This window comes from Ornithinimicrobium carbonis, assembly GCF_050703245.1.
GTDB lineage: Bacteria > Actinomycetota > Actinomycetes > Actinomycetales > Dermatophilaceae > Ornithinicoccus.
Genome location: NZ_CP192647.1, coordinates 1,979,692 through 1,997,018 on the forward strand (window position 1 = coordinate 1,979,692; position 17,327 = coordinate 1,997,018).

At 73.8% G+C, this 17,327-nt stretch carries 16 protein-coding genes and 1 pseudogene; 2 read left to right on the forward strand and 15 right to left on the reverse strand.

Translation table 11 applies throughout. The annotated features are described in order from the left end of the window. Positions 1 to 9: 9 nt before the first annotated feature. The 5 genes from ACQ95T_RS09945 to ACQ95T_RS09965 are packed head-to-tail and all read right to left on the reverse strand — an operon-like array spanning position 10 to position 4,157. Positions 10 to 918, reverse strand: a complete 909-nt coding sequence (locus ACQ95T_RS09945; RefSeq protein WP_425942573.1) for a diacylglycerol/lipid kinase family protein — start codon at positions 916 to 918, stop codon at positions 10 to 12. After that, entirely contained in the window at positions 915 to 1,739 is an 825-nt protein-coding gene (tatC, locus tag ACQ95T_RS09950; RefSeq protein WP_425942572.1) for a twin-arginine translocase subunit TatC, read from the reverse strand. The genes ACQ95T_RS09945 and tatC overlap by 4 nt, the downstream gene beginning before the upstream one ends. Before the next feature lie 30 nt (positions 1,740 to 1,769). After that, complete coding sequence (locus tag ACQ95T_RS09955) at positions 1,770 to 2,111, reverse strand: twin-arginine translocase TatA/TatE family subunit (RefSeq protein WP_425942571.1); 342 nt, start codon at positions 2,109 to 2,111, stop codon at positions 1,770 to 1,772. Positions 2,112 to 2,160: 49 nt separating this feature from the next. Beyond that, entirely contained in the window at positions 2,161 to 3,141 is a 981-nt protein-coding gene (locus ACQ95T_RS09960; protein ID WP_425942570.1) for a helix-turn-helix transcriptional regulator, read from the reverse strand. Then, positions 3,141 to 4,157 (reverse strand): helix-turn-helix transcriptional regulator, encoded by a 1,017-nt coding sequence (locus tag ACQ95T_RS09965; protein ID WP_425942569.1) that lies wholly within the window; start codon positions 4,155 to 4,157, stop codon positions 3,141 to 3,143. Before ACQ95T_RS09965 ends, ACQ95T_RS09960 begins: the two co-directional genes overlap by 1 nt. Positions 4,158 to 4,282: 125 nt before the next feature. Between ACQ95T_RS09965 and ACQ95T_RS09970 the strand changes: the two genes are divergently transcribed. Both ACQ95T_RS09970 and glsA read left to right on the forward strand, forming a co-directional pair. After that, on the forward strand, positions 4,283 to 5,398 hold the full coding sequence (locus ACQ95T_RS09970; protein WP_425942568.1) for a DUF3866 family protein: 1,116 nt from the start codon (positions 4,283 to 4,285) through the stop codon (positions 5,396 to 5,398). Positions 5,399 to 5,448: 50 nt separating this feature from the next. After that, entirely contained in the window at positions 5,449 to 6,384 is a 936-nt protein-coding gene (gene glsA, locus ACQ95T_RS09975) for a glutaminase A (protein ID WP_425942567.1), read from the forward strand. Between the two features lie 279 nt (positions 6,385 to 6,663). Here glsA and ACQ95T_RS09980 read toward each other — a convergent pair whose 3' ends face one another. The 10 genes and pseudogenes from ACQ95T_RS09980 to ACQ95T_RS10025 all read right to left on the reverse strand — a co-directional run bounded on the left by ACQ95T_RS09980 (position 6,664) and on the right by ACQ95T_RS10025 (position 17,319). After that, positions 6,664 to 7,062: an FKBP-type peptidyl-prolyl cis-trans isomerase gene (locus ACQ95T_RS09980; protein ID WP_425942566.1), complete on the reverse strand. Its 399-nt coding sequence runs from the start codon at positions 7,060 to 7,062 to the stop codon at positions 6,664 to 6,666. 77 nt (positions 7,063 to 7,139) lie between these two features. Continuing rightward, positions 7,140 to 8,171, reverse strand: a complete 1,032-nt coding sequence (locus ACQ95T_RS09985; RefSeq protein ID WP_425942565.1) for an FKBP-type peptidyl-prolyl cis-trans isomerase — start codon at positions 8,169 to 8,171, stop codon at positions 7,140 to 7,142. Positions 8,172 to 8,342: 171 nt separating this feature from the next. Then, entirely contained in the window at positions 8,343 to 9,749 is a 1,407-nt protein-coding gene (gene pafA, locus ACQ95T_RS09990) for a Pup--protein ligase (protein WP_425942564.1), read from the reverse strand. A 5-nt stretch (positions 9,750 to 9,754) separates the two neighbouring features. Next, on the reverse strand, positions 9,755 to 9,958 hold the full coding sequence (locus ACQ95T_RS09995; protein ID WP_425942563.1) for a ubiquitin-like protein Pup: 204 nt from the start codon (positions 9,956 to 9,958) through the stop codon (positions 9,755 to 9,757). A gap of 12 nt (positions 9,959 to 9,970) precedes the next feature. Then, positions 9,971 to 11,538: pseudogene (gene dop, locus ACQ95T_RS10000) on the reverse strand (depupylase/deamidase Dop). Beyond that, on the reverse strand, positions 11,535 to 12,122 hold the full coding sequence (locus ACQ95T_RS10005) for a TetR/AcrR family transcriptional regulator (RefSeq protein ID WP_431472880.1): 588 nt from the start codon (positions 12,120 to 12,122) through the stop codon (positions 11,535 to 11,537). Before ACQ95T_RS10005 ends, dop begins: the two are co-directional and overlap by 4 nt. Then, complete coding sequence (locus ACQ95T_RS10010; RefSeq protein ID WP_425942560.1) at positions 12,119 to 14,254, reverse strand: MFS transporter; 2,136 nt, start codon at positions 14,252 to 14,254, stop codon at positions 12,119 to 12,121. The genes ACQ95T_RS10005 and ACQ95T_RS10010 overlap by 4 nt, the downstream gene beginning before the upstream one ends. A gap of 10 nt (positions 14,255 to 14,264) precedes the next feature. Next, positions 14,265 to 14,627: a DUF3054 domain-containing protein gene (locus tag ACQ95T_RS10015; RefSeq protein ID WP_425942559.1), complete on the reverse strand. Its 363-nt coding sequence runs from the start codon at positions 14,625 to 14,627 to the stop codon at positions 14,265 to 14,267. 11 nt (positions 14,628 to 14,638) lie between these two features. Next, positions 14,639 to 16,294, reverse strand: a complete 1,656-nt coding sequence (gene arc / locus ACQ95T_RS10020; protein ID WP_431472881.1) for a proteasome ATPase — start codon at positions 16,292 to 16,294, stop codon at positions 14,639 to 14,641. After that, positions 16,291 to 17,319 carry a tRNA (adenine-N1)-methyltransferase gene (locus tag ACQ95T_RS10025; RefSeq protein ID WP_425942557.1) on the reverse strand — a complete coding sequence of 343 codons (1,029 nt, stop codon included), beginning with the start codon at positions 17,317 to 17,319 and terminating at the stop codon, positions 16,291 to 16,293. The genes arc and ACQ95T_RS10025 overlap by 4 nt, the downstream gene beginning before the upstream one ends. Positions 17,320 to 17,327 lie beyond the last annotated feature (8 nt).

The following is a 17,327-nucleotide window of genomic DNA, read 5'->3' on the forward strand; positions in this document are numbered from 1 at the left end:
GGCCCCAGGCTATGTCAGGGCGGGGGCGACGACCTGCAGGGCCGACGGCACCACCCCCACGGTCAGCGGCAGCGGGGCGAGGGCCTCGCCGTCACCGTGGGCGAGCACGTCGGCCGGTCCCTCGATGCGCACCCGCGGGGTCCGGCGCCCCTGCACCTCGGGCATCCGGGTGTGCCGTCCCGCGCGGACCGCGCGCAGCAGGGTCAGGGCGCGGCGCGGTGAGAGGGGTCGGATGACGACCAGGTCGAGCAGGCCGTCGGCCGGGTCGGCGTCGGGGGCCACCAGCAGACCACCGCCGACGAAGGGCATGTTGGCCGGCACCACGACGAGGGCGTCCAGCTCCTCGGTCGCCGGCGCGCCCGCGTCGGACGTGACCGTGAGCCGGTAGCGCAGCGGCGGCGTCCGGGGCAGGCGGGCGATCTCCACCAGCGCGGCGACCGTGTAGCTCAGGGCACCGAGGCGCCTCGGCAGCAGGGTGGCCCGGTGCGCGATGCGCGCGTCCAGCCCCGCGTTGACCGACCCCAGCACGTGCCGGTCGAGCTCGTCGACGCGCAGCACGTCCACGGTGCGGCGGTGGCCGCCGACGAGGGTCTGCAGGGCGCCCGCGGCGTCGAAGGGGATGGAGAGCGAGCGCGCGTTGTCGTTGCCGGTGCCCGCCGGCAGGATCCCCACGGCCGTGGAGGTGCCGACGCACAGGTCGGCGGCCAGGCTGACGATCCCGTCGCCGCCCGCGACGACGAGCACGTCGACGCCGTCGGCCACCTGCGCCCGGCAGCGGTCGAAGGCCTCCTCACGGGACCCGGCGGAGATCTCGACGACGTCGTGCCCCTGGGAGCGCAGCCGGACGACCGCCTCGGCCCCCAGGGCCGCCGCGCCGCCGCGCCCCGAGCGCCGCCCGTGCGCGACGGCATACCTCATGTCAGGGGGGTGGCCTCCCCGGGCGACAGCTTGGCGTAGCGGTCGGCCGGGTCGTCGCCGCGCCGGCGCCGCCGCCGCTCGAGGAGGAAGGCGACACCCACGGCGCACCAGAAGAGGAAGAAGACCGGGGCGGCCATGGCCAGCATCGTCCAGGCGGAGGGGTCGGGGGTCATGAACGCGGAGAAGACGAGGATGGCGAAGAGGGTGACCCGCCAGCTCTTCAGCATCGCCCGGGCCGAGAGGATTCGCATCTGGTTGAGCGCGACCAGGACCACCGGCAGCAGGAAGGCCAGCCCGAAGGCGAGCATGAAGTAGAGGACCAGGGAGAGGAACTCCGACATCCCCTGGATGTTGGCCACGCCCTCGGGCGTGAAGCTGAGCAGGATGGCGACCAGCCGGGGGAAGGTGAAGGCGGCCAGGCCGGCGCCGGCGAGGAAGAGCGGGATGCTGATGAAGAAGTAGACCAGCGCGATCCGCTTCTCCGGGCGGGTCAGACCCGGTAGCAGAAAAGCCCAGACCTGCCACAGCCATACCGGGCTGGCCAGCAGGATGCCGCTGAAGATGGCGACCTTGAGCTGGGTGGCGAACGGCTCGGTGATGTTCTGGAAGCGCAGGGTGACCAGCTCGTCCCCCCGTTCCTCGGCGACCCGCTGCACGGGGGCCGCGACGACGTCGATGATGTCCTGGTACCAGTACCAGCCGACGACGCTGAGCGCGACGACGGCGATCGTGGAGATCAGCAGCCGGTTGCGCAGCTCACGGAAGTGCTCCCCGAGGGACATCCGTCCCTCGGGGTTGGTGGACCGGCGACCGCGGGCCACGGGCGGGTGCTGCGCCTCGATCGCGACGCGTCAGACGCGCGGGCCGCGGTCGTCGCGACCGTCGGGTTCGCCGTCGCCGTCGCGCAGCTCGCGGTACTCCTCGCGGGCCGTGTCGCGGTACCGGTCGCCGTCCCGGGTGCCGCGGTCGTCGCGGGGGGCACGCCCGGCGACGTCGTCGTCCCCGCCCGGCAGCGCGCTGTCCTGGGACCGTCCCTTGCGGGCCTCGTTCTCGTCCTTCATCTGGTCGACCTCGGACTTGAAGACCCGCATCGACTCCCCCAGGCTGCGGGAGACGTTCGGCAGGTTCTTCCAGCCGAAGAGCAGGACGAAGGCGACGATGAGGACGACGATGTGCCAGATCTGGATGCGCATGGTGGGTTCCCCTTCCGGGAGCGGTCACGGCGCCGGGCGCGGTCGTCCGTCAGTCTATCCGCGTCGCCTCCCGGTGCCCGACCATCGCCTCGCGGGCTTCCCGGGCCACGTCCTCGACGACGTGCGCGGGAGCGGTGACCCGCACGGCCCCGGCCTCGCGCCGGACCAGCCGGTGCAACCAGGCGGGGTCGGCGACCGGCAGGACCACCTCCAGCACCCCGTCGTCGCGCCGCGCCACCTCCTCGACCGGGAAGGTCTCGGTGATCCACGCGGCCCGCGGATCGACCTCCAGCTGCACGCGCAGGTCGTCCGGCGCCGCCCGGTAGACGCCGGACCCCAGGTCACGCGGCGCCAGGTCCGCCGGCGGGGTGCCGTCGACGTCGAGCACCTGCAGGTCCTCGACCCGGTCGAGGCGGAACAGCCGGACGCCGCGCGCCCGGTGGCACCAGCCCTCCAGGTACCAGCGGCCGTCGACGGCGGCGACCCGGATCGGGTCCACGTCGCGCTCGGTGGTCTCGTCCCGGCTGGCCACGGTGTAGCGCAGGTGCACCCGGCGGTTCCCGGTGATCGCCCGGCGCAGCCGGTCGGCCAGCTCCGGCGGCAGGGGCTGGTCGAGGGTGACCTGCAGCTGGTCGGCCGAGGCGGCCGCGTCGCCGGCGGCGGTCTCCAGCTTGGTCAGCGCCCGGTCGATGGCGTCCCGGTCGGTCAGGCCCGGGGTGTCGGCGAGCGCCCGCAGGGCGACGATGAGGGCCAGGGCCTCGTCCCGGCCCAGCCGCAGCGGCCGGGCGATGGTGTCGGCGTTGGCCACGTGCACCCGGCCGTCCTCCCAGGAGGCCTCGATGAGGTCGTCGGGGTAGTGGCCGGGGAGACCGCAGACGAAGAGCAGCTGCAGGTCGTCGACGACCTGGTCCACGCTCGTGCCCAGCTGGTCGGCCGCCTCGGCCAGGTCGATGCCCTGCCGGTTGAGCAGCCACGGCACCATCGTCAGCAGCCGGCCCAGCCGGCTCGTGGCGCTCTCGTAGGTCACCATCAGGCCCCCGTCCCCCCGTGCGCTACGACGACAGCAGCCAGCGCGGCGACCACCTGCCCACGCACCTCTTCGGGCGCCACGACCCGCACGTCCGGACCTGCGGCGACGACCTCTTGGACGAGGGAGGCCGTGCCCGAGACCTCCACCCGCAGCTCGTCCCACCCGTCCTTGCCCGGCACGACCTCGCCCCGCCGGCGCAGCGAGGAGGCGCTCCCCTCACGCACCCGCAGCACCACCTCGGTGCGCTCCCCCGCGTCGTCGGCGTACGCGGTGCGGATCATCGTCCGGGGGTCGTGCTCGGCCGGCACCGCGAACGCGCCGGCCCGGCCGGTGCGCCGGGGGGCGCCGACGACCCGGTCCAGCCGGAAGACCCGGGGGGCGTCGCGGTCGACGTCGTGCCCGGTGAGGTACCAGCGACCGTGCCAGCTGGTCAGCCCCCACGGCTGGACCCGGCGCACGACCGCCCGGCCCTCCCCCGCGCGGCGGTAGTCGAAGGTCAGCGCCGTACGGGTCAGGACCGCGTCGCGGACCGGGTCGAACGCGGGCTCGGTGGTGTGCAGCAGCGGCTCCAGCCCCGCCACCGAGGCCTCGTCGCGCATGAGGCCGGCCGCGTCCAGCTTGCGCAGGGCCTGCGCCGCCGGACCGGCCAGGGAGGCCTGTGACCACATCCGGCTGGCCAGCCCCAGGACGGCGACCTCGTCCGGCTCCAGCTCGATCTGGGGCAGGGCGTACTCGCGCTGGTCGATCCGGTAACCGGGCTCGTCGTCGAAGAACGGGTCGATCGGCTCGGTCCGCAGCGGGATCCCCAGGGCGCGCAGCTCGTCCTTGTCGCGCTCGAACATCCGCTCGAACGCCTCGTCGCTGCCGGCCGCGTAGTCCGGGACGGCCAGCCGGATCCGCGCCCGCGACAGCGGCTGCCGGGTCGACAGCAGGGCGAGAACGAGGTTGAGGAGCCGTTCGGTCTTGGCCGCGGCGGGGCTGGGCCCCTTCTTCGCCGGGGTGCTGCGGGACGCCATGGCCGACACGCTACTCGACACCTGTACGAACACCCACCGGGACCGGAGCGCCCGGGACGACGTCGTCGGTCCCACCAGGCGGTCGTTCCGCAGGGGGTGGCCGTCGTGACCACTAGGCTGCCTGCGTGATCCGGTGGCGGGAGGGCGTGGTGCGGGCGACCGGCCCGGGGTGGTCGGGCGTGCTCCTCCTGGACGTCCAGACACCCGACGGTGACAGCCTCCGGGCGCTGGCCTACCCCGACGTCGTGGGGACCCCCCGGACCGGGGACCGGGTGCTGCTCAACACGACCGCTCTGGACCGCTCCCTGGGCACGGGCGGGCTGGCCCTCGTGGTCGCCGTGCCCGACCGTCCGCAGGCCTGGCCCGCCCGGGAGGTCGAGGAGCCCGGGCACCTCGTCAAGGCGCGCTACACCCCCCTGCAGACGATGGTGCTGGGGGTCGACGACCCGGAGGGCAGGCACCACGGGCGTCTCGCCGACGCCGACGACCTCGGGGGTATGCCGGTGGTGGCCGCCGACCTGCACTCCGCGCTCCCGGCGGTGCTCGCGGGGGTCGTGCTCGAGGACGCGGACCTGCGGGTGGTCTACGTCATGACGGACGGCGGAGCTCTGCCGGCGGCCTACTCGCGGACGGTGGCGCTCCTGCGCGAGCACGGTCGGCTCGAGGCGGTGGTCACCGCCGGACAGGCGTACGGCGGCGACCTCGAGGCGGTCACCGTGCACAGCGCCCTGCTGGCAGCCCACCACGTCGTCGGCGCCGACCTGGTGGTCGTGGCCCAGGGCCCGGGCAACCTGGGGACCGGGACCCGGTGGGGCTTCTCCGGGGTCTCGGCCGGCGAGGCCCTGAACGCCGCCGCCGTGCTGGGGGGCCGTCCGGTCGCCTCGCTGCGCGTCTCCGAGGCCGACCCCCGGACCCGCCACCGCGGCCTGTCCCACCACAGCGCGACGGCATACGGCCGGGTCCTGGCCCACCCCGCCGAGGTGCCCCTCCCCTCCGGTGCGACCGGAAGGAGGAGCACCGACGACTGCCTGGCCGACGTGCGGACCGCCGTGGACGGTCTCGTCCGGACCGCGCCCCACCTGAGGCCGGTGGACGTCCCGGTCGACGGAGTCCTGGACGCGCTCACCGGGTCGGCGGTCCCGCTCTCCACCATGGGCCGGGGCCTTCAGGAGGACACCGCCTCGTTCGTGGCCGCCGCGGTGGCCGGACGCAGGGCGGCCACCCTGGCGGCCTCGGGGTGACCGGCGTGCTGGGCGTGCCGCCCGCCCTGAGCGAGCCCTAGTCTGGCGCGGTGGACACCACCGAGCTGCAGGCCCTGCTGGACCGGATCGTCGAGCGTGTGCGCGAGGTGGACGACGGCGAGCCGAACGAGCTGCCGGTGCACCGCGAGGCCGACCTGTCGCTCACCGCCCTGGCGCTCGTGGACAGCGAGGACGACCGGGTGGGGGCGGGCGACGCGGACGTGCCGTTCCCGGTCCAGTCGATGTCCAAGGCGTTCGCCTACGGGCTGGCGATCGACACCGTGGGTCTGGAGACGGTGTTCGAGCACGTCGACGTCGAGCCCTCCGGCGACGCCTTCAACCGGATCTCGCTGGAGGCCGGCGACCGGCCGGACAACCCGATGATCAACGCCGGGGCCCTCACGGTCCACGCCCTCCTGCCCGGGGAGACCGGCGAGGAGCGCTTCCGCGCCCTGCACGACCTGCTGTCCCGGATGGCCGGCCGGGACCTGGCGGTCAACGAGGACCTCGTCGAGCAGGAGCTGGACGCGGCCCACCGCAACCTGGGGATCGCCCACCTGCTCAAGGCCCTCGGCGTGCTGCCCGGCGACCCGCACGACGTCGTGGAGGGCTACACCCGGCAGTGCGCGGTCGAGGCGACGACCGTCGAGTTCGCCCGGATGGCGGCGACCCTGGCGCACGACGGGCTCGTCCCGGGCACCGAGGAGCGGGTCCTCAGCCCCCTCGCCGCCCGGCAGGTGCTGTCGGTGATGATGACCTGCGGGATGTACGACGACGCCGGTGAGTGGGTCACCGACGTCGGGCTCCCGGGCAAGAGCGGCATCGCCGGCGGCATCATCGCCGCGGTGCCCGGACGCTGCGGGATCGCCGCCTACTCCCCCCGGCTGGACACCCACGGCAGCTCGGTCCGCGGCATCCTGGCCCTGGAGCAGCTCTCCGGCGAGCTCGACCTGCACCTGCTGCGACCGGGGCTGGCCAAGGTCTGAGCGGCCGGTCCGAGGGATGGTCCGGCGGGCCGCGGGCCGCTGCCGGGCTGCTCGGTGCAGGATCCGCGCCCTGGCACAGGACACGCCACAACGGGAACGGCACGGTGCGCGACACGCCGGACCACGAGACCGGTCGGCACACGACACGCCACAACGGGCACGGCACAGTGCGCGACACGCCGGGCCACCAGGTCGGGCGGGACGCGACACGCCGGGTGGGACGCAGCGGCGCCCCGCCGGTCGGACCGACGGGGCGCCGCTGCGCGGAGGATGGTGCGGTCAGCGCACGTCGACGAGGTCGACGACGAAGATGAGCGTCTCGCCGCCCTTGATCGCGCCACCGGCTCCGCGGTCGCCGTAGCCCAGGTGGGGCGGGATGACGATCTTGCGGCGGCCGCCGACCTTCATGCCGAGCAGGCCCTGGTCCCACCCCTGGATGACCTGGCCCACGCCGACGGTGAAGTCGAGCGGCTGGCCGCGGTTCCAGGAGGCGTCGAACTCCTCGCCGGTGGACCAGGCCACGCCGACGTAGTGGGCCGAGATCTGCGAGCCGGCGGTCGCCTCGGTGCCCTTGCCGACCTCGAGGTCCTCGACGACGAGGTCGGTGGGCGGCGTGTCTCCGGGGAAGTCGATCTCGGGCTTGGCCTTCTTGACCTGGCCGAAGGGGGAGTCGGACATGCGGTGCTCCTTCGTGGGTGTCTCTGGGGTGGTGTGCCGGGATGGCGCGCTCGGGCCGCTCGGGCCGCCCGGGCGGGTCAGTAGGCGCCGAGGATGTCCACGACGAAGACCAGCGTCTCGCCGGCCAGCTCGTGCGCGGGCGCCGTGGTCTGGCTCTCGTCGTCCTGGTCCGGAGCCTCGCCGTAGGCCTGCTCGGCCGGGATGACGAGCAGCACGCGGGAGCCGACCGTCTGACCGACCAGGCCCTCGTCCCAGCCCTGGATGACCTGGCCGACGCCGATCGGGAACTCGGCCGGCTCGCCGCGGTCGTAGGAGTTGTCGAAGCCCTCGCCGTCGGAGAACTTCACGCCGGTGTAGTGCACCCTGATGGACTGGCCGGCCTTGACCTCCGCGCCCTCCCCCTCGATGAGCGGCTGGACGACGAGCTCGTCGGGCGCCTCGGCGTCGTCGGGGATCGTGATGGTGGCGGCGTTCTGGCCGTCGGCCTCGACCTCGACCAGCCCCTCCTCGGGCTCGACCTCCTCCCCGGTGGCCTCGGTGAGCGGTGCGGCGCTGTCGACGATCTCCATGTAGAACACCAGGGTGTCCTCGGCACCGATCCCCAGCTGGCTGTTGCCCTGGTTGCCGAACGCGGCGTCCGGGGGCAGGGCCATGAGCAGGCCGTCGCCGGCCCGACGTCCGGGGAGCTCCTCGAGGAAGGCCGGGAAGAGCAGCTCGTTGGACAGGTCGAGGGTGACCGGGTCCTCCTGGGCGAAGGTGGACAGCACCTCCTCGCCGTTGGTGCCGTTGACGCTCAGGTAGCGCACCCGCACCTCGTCGCCCTCGGCGACCTCGTCGCCGTCGCCCGCCTCGACCTCCTCGACCTGGGTCTGCGCGACGGCGAAGGGCAGCTCACCCTCGGCCAACGGCTCGCCGTCGCGGGTGATCTGCGGCGCGTCGCCGGAGGTGTCCACCGCGAGCTCGGACACGTCGCCCGTCGGGGCGGCCGAGGTGGCGGCGGCATCGTCGCTCTGGCCGGCGCCGTCCGTCCCCCCGTCCGTGGAGCAGGCGGACAGGAGCAGCAGCGGGGCGGCGGCGAGGGCCACCATCCGCAGTCGGGGAGAGCGCACGCGCGTTCCTTCACAATCTCGGGTAGGGCGGGAGGCCCGCGGCGGTGGCCGCGCGACCGGTGCAACCGGGCAAGCGTAACCATCTGAACCTGGGTGCCCGGTGGGAGCGCCCTGGGCGGCCGCGTCCGGCCGCACCACCGAGCGGCGCCCCTCCCCGGCCCGGGCCGGTCGCTACACCCCGCGCACGGTGGGGGTGTCGGCCGTCCGCCCGGCCCGCCGGATCGACTCGATGAGCTCGTCCACCTGGGCGTCGACCGCGGAGAAGGGGTCCTTGCAGACGACCGTGCGCTGGGCGGTGTCGTTGAGCTTCAGGTGCACCCAGTCGACGGTGAAGTCGCGCCGGTGCTCCTGGGCGACGCGCACGAACTGCCCGCGCAGCCAGGCCCGGGTGCGGGGCGGCTCGTGCATGGCCGTGGCCACCCGCTCCGCGGACACGACGGTGCGCGCCCTCCCCTGCCGCTCGAGCACCGACATCACCCCCCGGCGCGGGTGCACGTCGTGCCAGGCCAGGTCCAGCTGCAGCAGCCGGTCGTCGTGCAGCTCCAGCCCGTGGCGCGCGGCATACCCCTCCAGGAGGGTCTTCTTCATCACCCACTCGATCTCGGTGTCGACGAGGGACAGGTCGTCGCTCTCGACCGCCCGCAGGGTGCGTTCCCACAGCTCGAGCACCTCGCGGTGAGGGCTGGCGTCCGCCAGGCCGGCGCCCTCGGCATACCTGCGGACCAGACCCAGGAAGGCGGTCTGCATGTCCAGGGCGCTGATCGTCCCGCCCCGGGCCAGCTCCAGCGGCCGGCGACCGCTCCGGTCACGGCTGACCTCGCGGATCGCCTGCACCGGGTTGGCCAGGAACATGTCGGGCACGATGGTCCCGGCCTCCACCATCCGCAGCACCAGGTCGGTCATCCCCACGCGCACCATCGTCGTGGTCTGGCTCATCGTGGAGTCGCCCACGATGACGTGCAGCCTCCGGTAGCGCTCGGCGTCGGCGTGCGGCTCGTCGCGGGTGTTGATGATCGGTCGGGAGCGCGTCGTCGCCGAGGACAGCCCCTCCCACACGTGGTCGGCCCGTTGGGAGACCAGGAAGGTGGCCCGCTCCCCCACCACGTGCAGGCGCCCGGTGCCGCTGACCAGCTGGCGGGTGACGAGGAAGGGCACGAGCGGGTCGGTGATGCGCTCCAGCCGGGGCGTGCGCCGGACGAGGTAGTTCTCGTGCGAGCCGTAGGAGTTGCCTCGGGAGTCGACGTTGTTCTTCAGCACGTAGACGGTGGCGTCCATCCCCTCCTCGGCCAGGCGCTGCTCGGCGTCGTCCGCGAGGTCCTGGACGATGAGCTCGCCGGCCTTGTCGTGGGCGACCAGGTCCAGCAGGTCGGTGCACTCGGCGGTGGCGTACTCGGGGTGGGAGCCGACGTCGAGGTAGAGCCGGGACCCGTTGACGAGGAAGACGTTGCTGGAGCGCCCCCAGGCCACGACCTTGCGGAAGAGGTAGCGGGCGACCTCGTCGGGCGCCAGGCGTGGACCGGCCCGGAAGGTCGCGTTGACCCCGAACTCGGTCTCGATCCCCATCACCCGGTCGTCCACGGGCGCTACTGGCCACCCTTCTGGATGAAGCCGTGGACGAAGTCCTGGGCGTTGGTCTCCAGGACCCCGTCGATCTCGTCGAGGAGGGAGTCCAGCTCCTCGTCGCGGCGGGCGTCCAGGCTCCCGGTCTGCGGCGCGGCCGGGGCCGGGGTCTCCGGCTCGGGCGGGTCCTCGTCGCGACGGCGCGAGATGCGGTGCTGCTCGGACATGGGGCGATCCTCTCAGACGGTCTCGGAGGCCAGCTCGGTGAGCAGGCCGGCGGTGCGGGTATGCCGCTCCAGCAGCGGCCCGGTCCGCTCCCGGGTGGCGGTGGCAGGCTCGGGCGTGCGGACCCGGTGCCGGCGCCCGCCCTCGTCGAGCATCACCACCGAGTCCCAGGAGGCGGCCGGGACGTCGCCGTACGGGCCGTAGCGCCGCACGCACTCGCCCCGGAACCAGGCCCGCGTGTCGGACGGCGGCTCGGTCACGGCCGCCTCGACGAGGTCCTGCGGCACCAGCCGCTCCAGCCGCCCGGCGGCGCGCAGCCGCTGGGCCAGGCCCCTCTCCGGGTCCAGGTCGTGCCACTGGATGTCCATCGCCGCCAGGCGGTGGTCCTCCCAGGTCGCTCCGGCGCGCTCGCGGTAGCGCTCCAGGAGGGACAGCTTGGCGACCCACTCGACCCGGTCGGCGCACCGGGCGGGGTCTGCCCGCAGGTCGTCGAGGACCTCCTGCCACCGGGTGAGCACCTCCACCGTGGCGGCGTCGGGTCCGGCGCCCCCGTCCTGGCCCGCCCACGCGTCGTGCCCGGAGCCCGCGGCGAGCCATACCGCCTCCAGGTAGGCCTCCAGCAGGTCGGGGCCGGTGAACCGGCGGCCGTCGACGGTCTCCACGGTGGTGGACAGGGTGGGGTCGTGCGAGATGTCCTTGACCGCCCGGACCGGGTCGACCAGGTCCAGCTCGGGGAGCAGTCCGGGAGAGGTCTCCAGGAGGCGCAGCACGGCCGAGAGGGACCCCACCGCAAGGTAGGTCGTCACGTCGGCCATGGTGCGTCCCCGACGATGACGTGCAGCCGGCGGTGCCGGTCGGGGGTGGCGTGGGGCTCGTCGCGGGTGTTGACGATCGGGCGGCGCAGCGTGGTCTCCAGCCCGACCTGGGCCTCGAGGTAGTCGGCCCGCTGGCTCAGCTGGAACCCCGCGCGCTCGCTGGCCTGGCCCAGCCCCACACGGCCCGCTCCCGCGATCACCGGCCTGGCCACGAGGAAGGGGATGAGGTGGCGGGCGATCCGGTCGAAGGGCACGCTGCGGGGCACCAGGTAGTTCTCGTGGGTGCCGTAGCTGGCGCCCTTGCCGTCGACGTTGTTCTTGTACAGCCGCACCTGGGCGCCCTGCTCGGCGAGCGTGCCGACGGCCGCCCGGGCGACCAGCTCACCCGCGCGGTCGTAGCGCACCGCCTCCAGCGGGGAGGTCACCTCGGGCGAGGAGTACTCCGGGTGGGCGTGGTCGACGTAGAACCGGGCGCCGTTGGAGAGCACCGTCGTGGCGATCGTCGGGTCCTCCACGTCGGTCAGCTGGGAGACGTCGGCCAGCGCCCGCGCCATCTCGTAGCCTCGCGCGTCGCGCAGCGGCGTCTCGTCGGCGTAGTCCCAGCCCGCCGAGGGCGGCAGCGCCGCGCCCGGGCCCGCGCCCGCCGCGTAGGCCCGCACCACCTGGCCGGAGAGGACCATCGGACTCAGCGGGCGTCCCTGCCCGTCGACCTGGGTGCTGGTGATGCCCAGCTCGGTCTCGATCCCCACGACCCGCAGCACGCTCACCCGGCCACCCTAGGCCTCCCCGCCGCCGGCGGTGCGTCCCAGGTCGATCCGGTCGAGCACCTGCTGCAGCAGGGCGCCGTACTCCCGGACGACCGCCTGCGCGTCGGTGCTCCCGGGGTCCAGGAGCCGGAAGGCGCGCACGCCGGCCGCCAGCCCCAGCATGAGGCAGGCCGCCTCGTCGGCGTGCCGCCGGCCCTCCCCGTCCGTGGGGAAGCGCCGCAGGAAGCGGTCGCGGACTCCGCCCGGGCCGCCTCCGGGTCCGGTGCCTCCACGAGCAGGTAGAGGGCCCGCAGCCAGGGCTCGGCGGCCTCGTCGTCGCGCCGCTGCAGGAGCCGGGAGACGAGCAGCTCGCCGAGCCCCTCCAGGGGTACGTCCGGGGGCAACGGGGTCGGTTCGGCGGGGGTGGCGAGGGCGTACAGCTGCTCCTTGCTGCCGGCGACCTTCATGACCATCGACGGGGAGACGCCGGCCTGGGCGGCCACCTCCCGGATGGTCACGGTGGCGTAACCGCGCTCGCCGAAGAGCCGTCGGGCCACCTGCAGGACGACCTCCCGCGTCTGCGCGGCGTCCCCGGCGGGGCTCACCGTGCACCTCCGGCGGTCACCGGCGTCGACGTCTGCGCCGGCCGGCCCGCCGGGTCCGGGGAGGGGCCGGTGTCGACGCTGCCGCGCAGCACCGTCCCCACCCCGCGCGTCCCCGCCGGCACCTGCTCCTGGGGCCTGGGGACGCCGGTCTGCAGGTCCACGTCCAGGGTCGTCGACGTCGAGAGGACCGACAGCGCGCGCGAGCGTGCCCGGCCGCTGGCGTGGTCCACGACCGTCAGCACGTAGCGGCCCGGTGGTGGCAGCCCGATCTCGTAGCCGCCGTCGGCCTCGGCGTAGGAGGTGCCGACGTACTCCCCGGAGTGCTTGATGAGGGAGATCATCGCCCCGCCCACGGGCACCCCGCCGTCGGTGACGCGGCCGGACAGGAGCAGGCGCCGGGTCATCGTCACCGGCTCGGTCTCCCCCGCCTCCAGCGCCACGAGGCCGGACTGCGGGGCCCAGCCGTCGGCGGACACCACGAGCAGGTAGCGGCCCTCCTCGGGCAGGGCCAGCGCGAACCGCCCGTCGTTGTCGGTGCGGCCCCAGTCCACGTGGCGGCCGTCGGTGTGCAGGACGGTGGCCACGGCCTGGCGCAGCGGGCGCCCCTGCGGCGAGAGGACCCGCCCGCGCACGACCACCTCGGGCAGCTCGCCCTCGACCTTGACGTGGGTACGCTCCCCCGCCGGCGCCGGCACGCCCGTGCGGCTCGGTGCGCGCTCGCCCACCGGCACCGGCCGGCGGATGAACGCCGCGATGAGCGCACCCCCGAGGGCCGCGGCGGTGCCGGACCAGAAGACGACCTGGTATGCCGTGAACGTGGGCGCGGCCTCCCCAGACGGTGTCACCACCATGCCGGCGGCGAAGACGGCGGCCACCATGGCCGAGGCCGAGGACGTCCCGATCGAGCGCAGCAGCGTGTTGAGGCCGTTGGCCGAGGCGGTCTCGGTGATCGGGACGGCCCGCATGATGAGGGTGGGCATCGCGGCGAAGGCGAGCGCGGTACCGAGGGAGGCCAGGCCGGAGGTGACCATGACCTCAGCGACCGAGGAGTGCAGCAGGGAGCGGCCGATGAAGCCCACGGCCATGAGCACCGAGCCGCCGATCAGCACGATCCGCGGCCCGTGGCGGCGGATGAGGCGGGCCGACACCGGTGACATGGCCACCATGAGGATCCCGCTCGGCAGCATCCACAGGCCGGTCTCCACGACGGAGAGGCCGAAGCCGTAGCCGGTGCTGGCCGGCATCTGCACCTGCTGGACGGAGGTGAGGAAGTTGGCGAACATGGCGAAACCCACGAGCACCGAGGCGGAGTTCGTCAGCAGCACCGTGCGCCGCATGGAGGTGCGGATGTCGACGAGCGGCTGCCCGGCACGCAGCTCCCAGGGGACCCAGGCGGCCAGCACGAGGCCGGCGGCGGCGAGCATGCTCAGGGTCAGCGGCGAGGCCCACCCCCACGTCCCCGCCTTGCTGACGGCGAGCAGGAAGCAGGTCAGCGCCACCGACAGCAGCACCGCTCCGACGTAGTCGAACCGGCCGCGCGTGCGCACCGTCGACTCGGGCACCACGAGGAGCACCGCGACCAGCATGACGACGGCGAAGCCGCCCGAGACGTAGAAGAGGGCGTGCCAGTCGAAGTTGTCGTAGATGATCCCGGCGAGCGGCATCCCCACCGCTCCCCCGATGCCCAGCGTCGCCGACATGAGCGCCACCCCGGACCCGACGCTCTCGGCGGGCAGGTGGTCGCGCATGATGCTGATCCCGACCGGGACCAGGCAGGCCCCCAGGCCGGCCAGTCCGCGTCCGAGCACCACGACGGCCAGGCTCGTGCTCAGCGCGGCGACGACCGAGCCGAGGATCACCGCACCCATGCAGACGACCAGCATGAGCTTCTTGCCGAACATGTCGGCCAGGCGGGAGACGATCGGCGTGCCCACCGCGGCGGTGAGCAGCGTGATGGTGACCAGCCAGGAGGCGTTGTCGCTGGTAGTGTCCAGGATCGCCGGGAAGTCCGGCAGCAGCGGCAGCACGAGCGTCTGCTGCAGCGACACGAGCGTGCCGCACAGGGCCAGGACCGTGATGACGAGGCCGGTCGAGGGTGGCAGGCGGGTCTGCTCGACCCCCGGTGAACGCATGTTCACCATGCTAGCCGCTGCGACGGGCCCCCACCGCCGCGTCGACCGCCCGCCAGCCCAGGATCCCGGCCGTCACGAGCCCGGTGGCGACGAGGACGAACGGCAGCGCGGTCCCCTGGCCACCCGCCAGCCGCAGCAGCATGCCCACGACGAGGACGGAGAGCGCGACGACCGTCCCGTCGAGCCACCACACCCGCCGGTCGGCCGGCTGGCGGCGCACCGCGATCCAGCCCACGGCCAGGCCGACGAGGAAGGGCCACGCGGTCTGCAGCACGCCGAGCACCGAACCGTCGAGCTCGTGGCTGCGTCGGCCCGCGGCCGCGAAGATCAGGACGACCCCCAGGTCGAGCCAGAAGGCGTGGCGCCTCAGCACGCTCCCGGCCCTCAGTGGTAGTGCGCCGGAGGCTCGGGGTCGACGGCGCGGCCCGGGGAGGTGCCCGTGCTGTCGCCGACGAGCGTGCGGATGTAGCTGATCCGCTCGCCCTTCTTGCCCGAGATCCGCGCCCAGTCGTCGGGGTTGGTGGTGGTGTTCGGCAGGTCCTCGTTCTCCTTGAACTCGTCCAGGTAGGCCCGGTCCAGGTGGGTGGCGCGCAGGCCCTCCTGGCCGTGCGTCAGCAGGTCCTTGATCGCCAGCTTCTTCGCCCGGTCGACGATGTTGTGCACCATCGCCCCGGAGGCGAAGTCCTTGAAGTAGAGGACCTCCTTGTCGCCACCGGCGTAGGTCACCTCCAGGAAGGCGTTCTCCGGGCGCACGGCATACATCCGTCCGACGACCTCGTCGATGAGGGCGGACACCGTGGCCTGCCGGTCTCCCCGGTGGGCGGCCAGCTCGTCGGGGTGCAGCGGCACCTCCGTCGTCAGGTACTTGGTGAAGATGTCCCGTGCACCCACCGCGTCCGGGCGCTCGATCTTGATCTTCACGTCCAGACGCCCGGGTCGCAGGATGGCCGGGTCGATCATGTCCTCACGGTTGGAGGCGCCGATGACGATGACGTTGTCCAGGCGCTCCACCCCGTCGATCTCCGCGAGGAGCTGGGGCACGATCGTAGTCTCCACGTCCGAGGACACCCCGGACCCGCGGGTGCGGAAGAGCGATTCCATCTCGTCGAAGAAGACGACCACCGGGTCGCCGTCGGCCGACTTCTCCCTGGCCCGCTGGAAGATCGAGCGGATGTGCCGCTCGGTCTCGCCGACGTACTTGTTGAGCAGCTCCGGTCCCTTGATGTTGAGGAAGTAGGCGCGCGAGGACTCCTCGGTCGTCCCCCGTCGCTCGGCCGACTGGCGGGCGAGGGAGGCGGCGACGGCCTTGGCGATGAGCGTCTTGCCGCAGCCGGGCGGCCCGTAGAGCAGCACGCCCTTGGGCGGGCGCAGCTGGTGGGCCTCGTAGAGGTCGGCGTGCAGGAACGGGAGCTCGACCGCGTCACGGATCTGCTCGATCTGTCCGGCGAGCCCGCCGATGTCGTCGTAGGAGATGTCCGGCACCTCCTCCAGGACCAGCTCGGCCACCTCGGGCCGCGGGATCCGCTCGGTGACGAAGCCGCTGCGGGGGTCCAGGAGCAGCCCGTCGCCGATGCGCACCGGTTCCTCCCGCAGGGACCCGGCCCGCCGGCACACGCGCTCGTCCTCGCCGCGCACGATCACCACGACGCGGTCCTCGCCGAGAAGCTCCTTGCAGACGACCACCTCGCCCGCCCGCTCGTAGCCGCCGACGCCGACCACGGCCTGCGCCTCGTTGAGCAGCACCTCCCGACCGGGTCGGAGCTCCTCGGTGGAGATCTCGGCGGTCACGTGGGTACGGACCCGGCGCCCGGCGACGGCGACGTCGACGGTGCCGTCCCCCACGAGGCGCAGCACCTGGCCCAGGCTCAGGGGCGGCCGACCCAGCGCGTCCAGGTCCTCGCGCAACCCGCTGATCTGCTCCTTGGCGGTGCGCAGGGTCGAGGCCAGCTGGTCGTTGTGCGCCTTGAGGTCGCTCAGACGCGAGGAGAGGGACTGCACCTGCTGCTGCAGGTGACGCTCCCGGAAGGGCTGCTCGCTCACTCGTGCTCCTGTCCGGTGGGGACGACGGGGTCGCGCCGGTCCGCGGTCGCCTGCGCCTCGCGACGGGTGCGTCGTAGGCGCTTGTCGGACACGGGCCGTTCCCCGAGCTCCTCGGGGGTCCACTCGCCCTCGTCCGCGGGGACGTAGTCCTCGCCGTAGGCACCCTTGGCCGGCCGGCGCCTGCGCAGCGGGGGGGAGGTGTCCGGAGCGAGGCGACGCACCGTGAGAAGGAACCCGGTGTGCCCGTGCATCCGGTGCTGCGGCCGGACCGCGAGCCCCTCGAGGTGCCAGTCGCGCACGAGGGACTCCCAGGCCTGCGGCTCCGTCCAGCCGCCGTGGGTGCGCGCGGCCTCGGCGACACGGGAGAGCTGGGTGGCCGTGGCGACGTAGCAGATGAGCACCCCGCCGGGGGCGAGGGCGTCGCCGACGACGTCGAGGCACTCCCAGGGGGCGAGCATGTCCAGCACCACCCGGTCCACGGTGCCCGGCTCGACGGCGTCGGGCAGGGTCTGCACGAGGTCGCCGACGGTGACCGTCCAGGCGGGGTGGTCCTGGCCGAAGAAGGCCCGCGCGTTGGCCCGCGCGATGTCGGCGAAGTCCTCCCGGCGTTCGATGGACAGCAGCCGGCCGGAGTCCCCGACCGCACGCAGGAGGGACAGCGACAGGGCGCCCGAGCCGACGCCGGCCTCCACCACGGTGGCTCCGGGGAAGATGTCGGCGTAGGTGACGATCATCCCCGCGTCCTTGGGATAGACCACCTGGGCGCCGCGGGGCATGGAGAGCACGTAGTCCGACAGCAGCGGCCGCAGGGCGAGGTAGTCGGCCCCCGAGCTGTGACGCACGACGCTGCCGTCGGGGGCGCCGATCAGGTCGTCGTGCTTCAGGTGGCCGCGGTGGGTGTGGAAGTCCTTGCCCGGCTCCAGCGTGATGGTGTGCAACCGCCCCTTGGGATCGGTCAGCTGCACGCGGTCGCCGGGGCGGAAGGGGCCTCGGCGCAGGTCGGCGCCGGTCGCAGGGGTGCTCACCCGGCCAG

Bases quoted from the DNA above. Each gene is read 5' to 3' on its own strand.
- ACQ95T_RS09960 (WP_425942570.1), bottom strand. From the start codon at position 3,141: ATGGTGACCTACGAGAGCGCCACGAGCCGGCTGGGCCGGCTGCTGACG.
- ACQ95T_RS09945 (WP_425942573.1), bottom strand. From the start codon at position 918: ATGAGGTATGCCGTCGCGCACGGGCGGCGCTCGGGGCGCGGCGGCGCG.
- ACQ95T_RS09995 (WP_425942563.1), bottom strand. From the start codon at position 9,958: ATGTCCGAGCAGCACCGCATCTCGCGCCGTCGCGACGAGGACCCGCCC.
- ACQ95T_RS09965 (WP_425942569.1), bottom strand. From the start codon at position 4,157: ATGGCGTCCCGCAGCACCCCGGCGAAGAAGGGGCCCAGCCCCGCCGCG.
- ACQ95T_RS09955 (WP_425942571.1), bottom strand. From the start codon at position 2,111: ATGCGCATCCAGATCTGGCACATCGTCGTCCTCATCGTCGCCTTCGTC.
- ACQ95T_RS09980 (WP_425942566.1), bottom strand. From the start codon at position 7,062: ATGTCCGACTCCCCCTTCGGCCAGGTCAAGAAGGCCAAGCCCGAGATC.
- ACQ95T_RS10010 (WP_425942560.1), bottom strand. From the start codon at position 14,254: ATGCGTTCACCGGGGGTCGAGCAGACCCGCCTGCCACCCTCGACCGGC.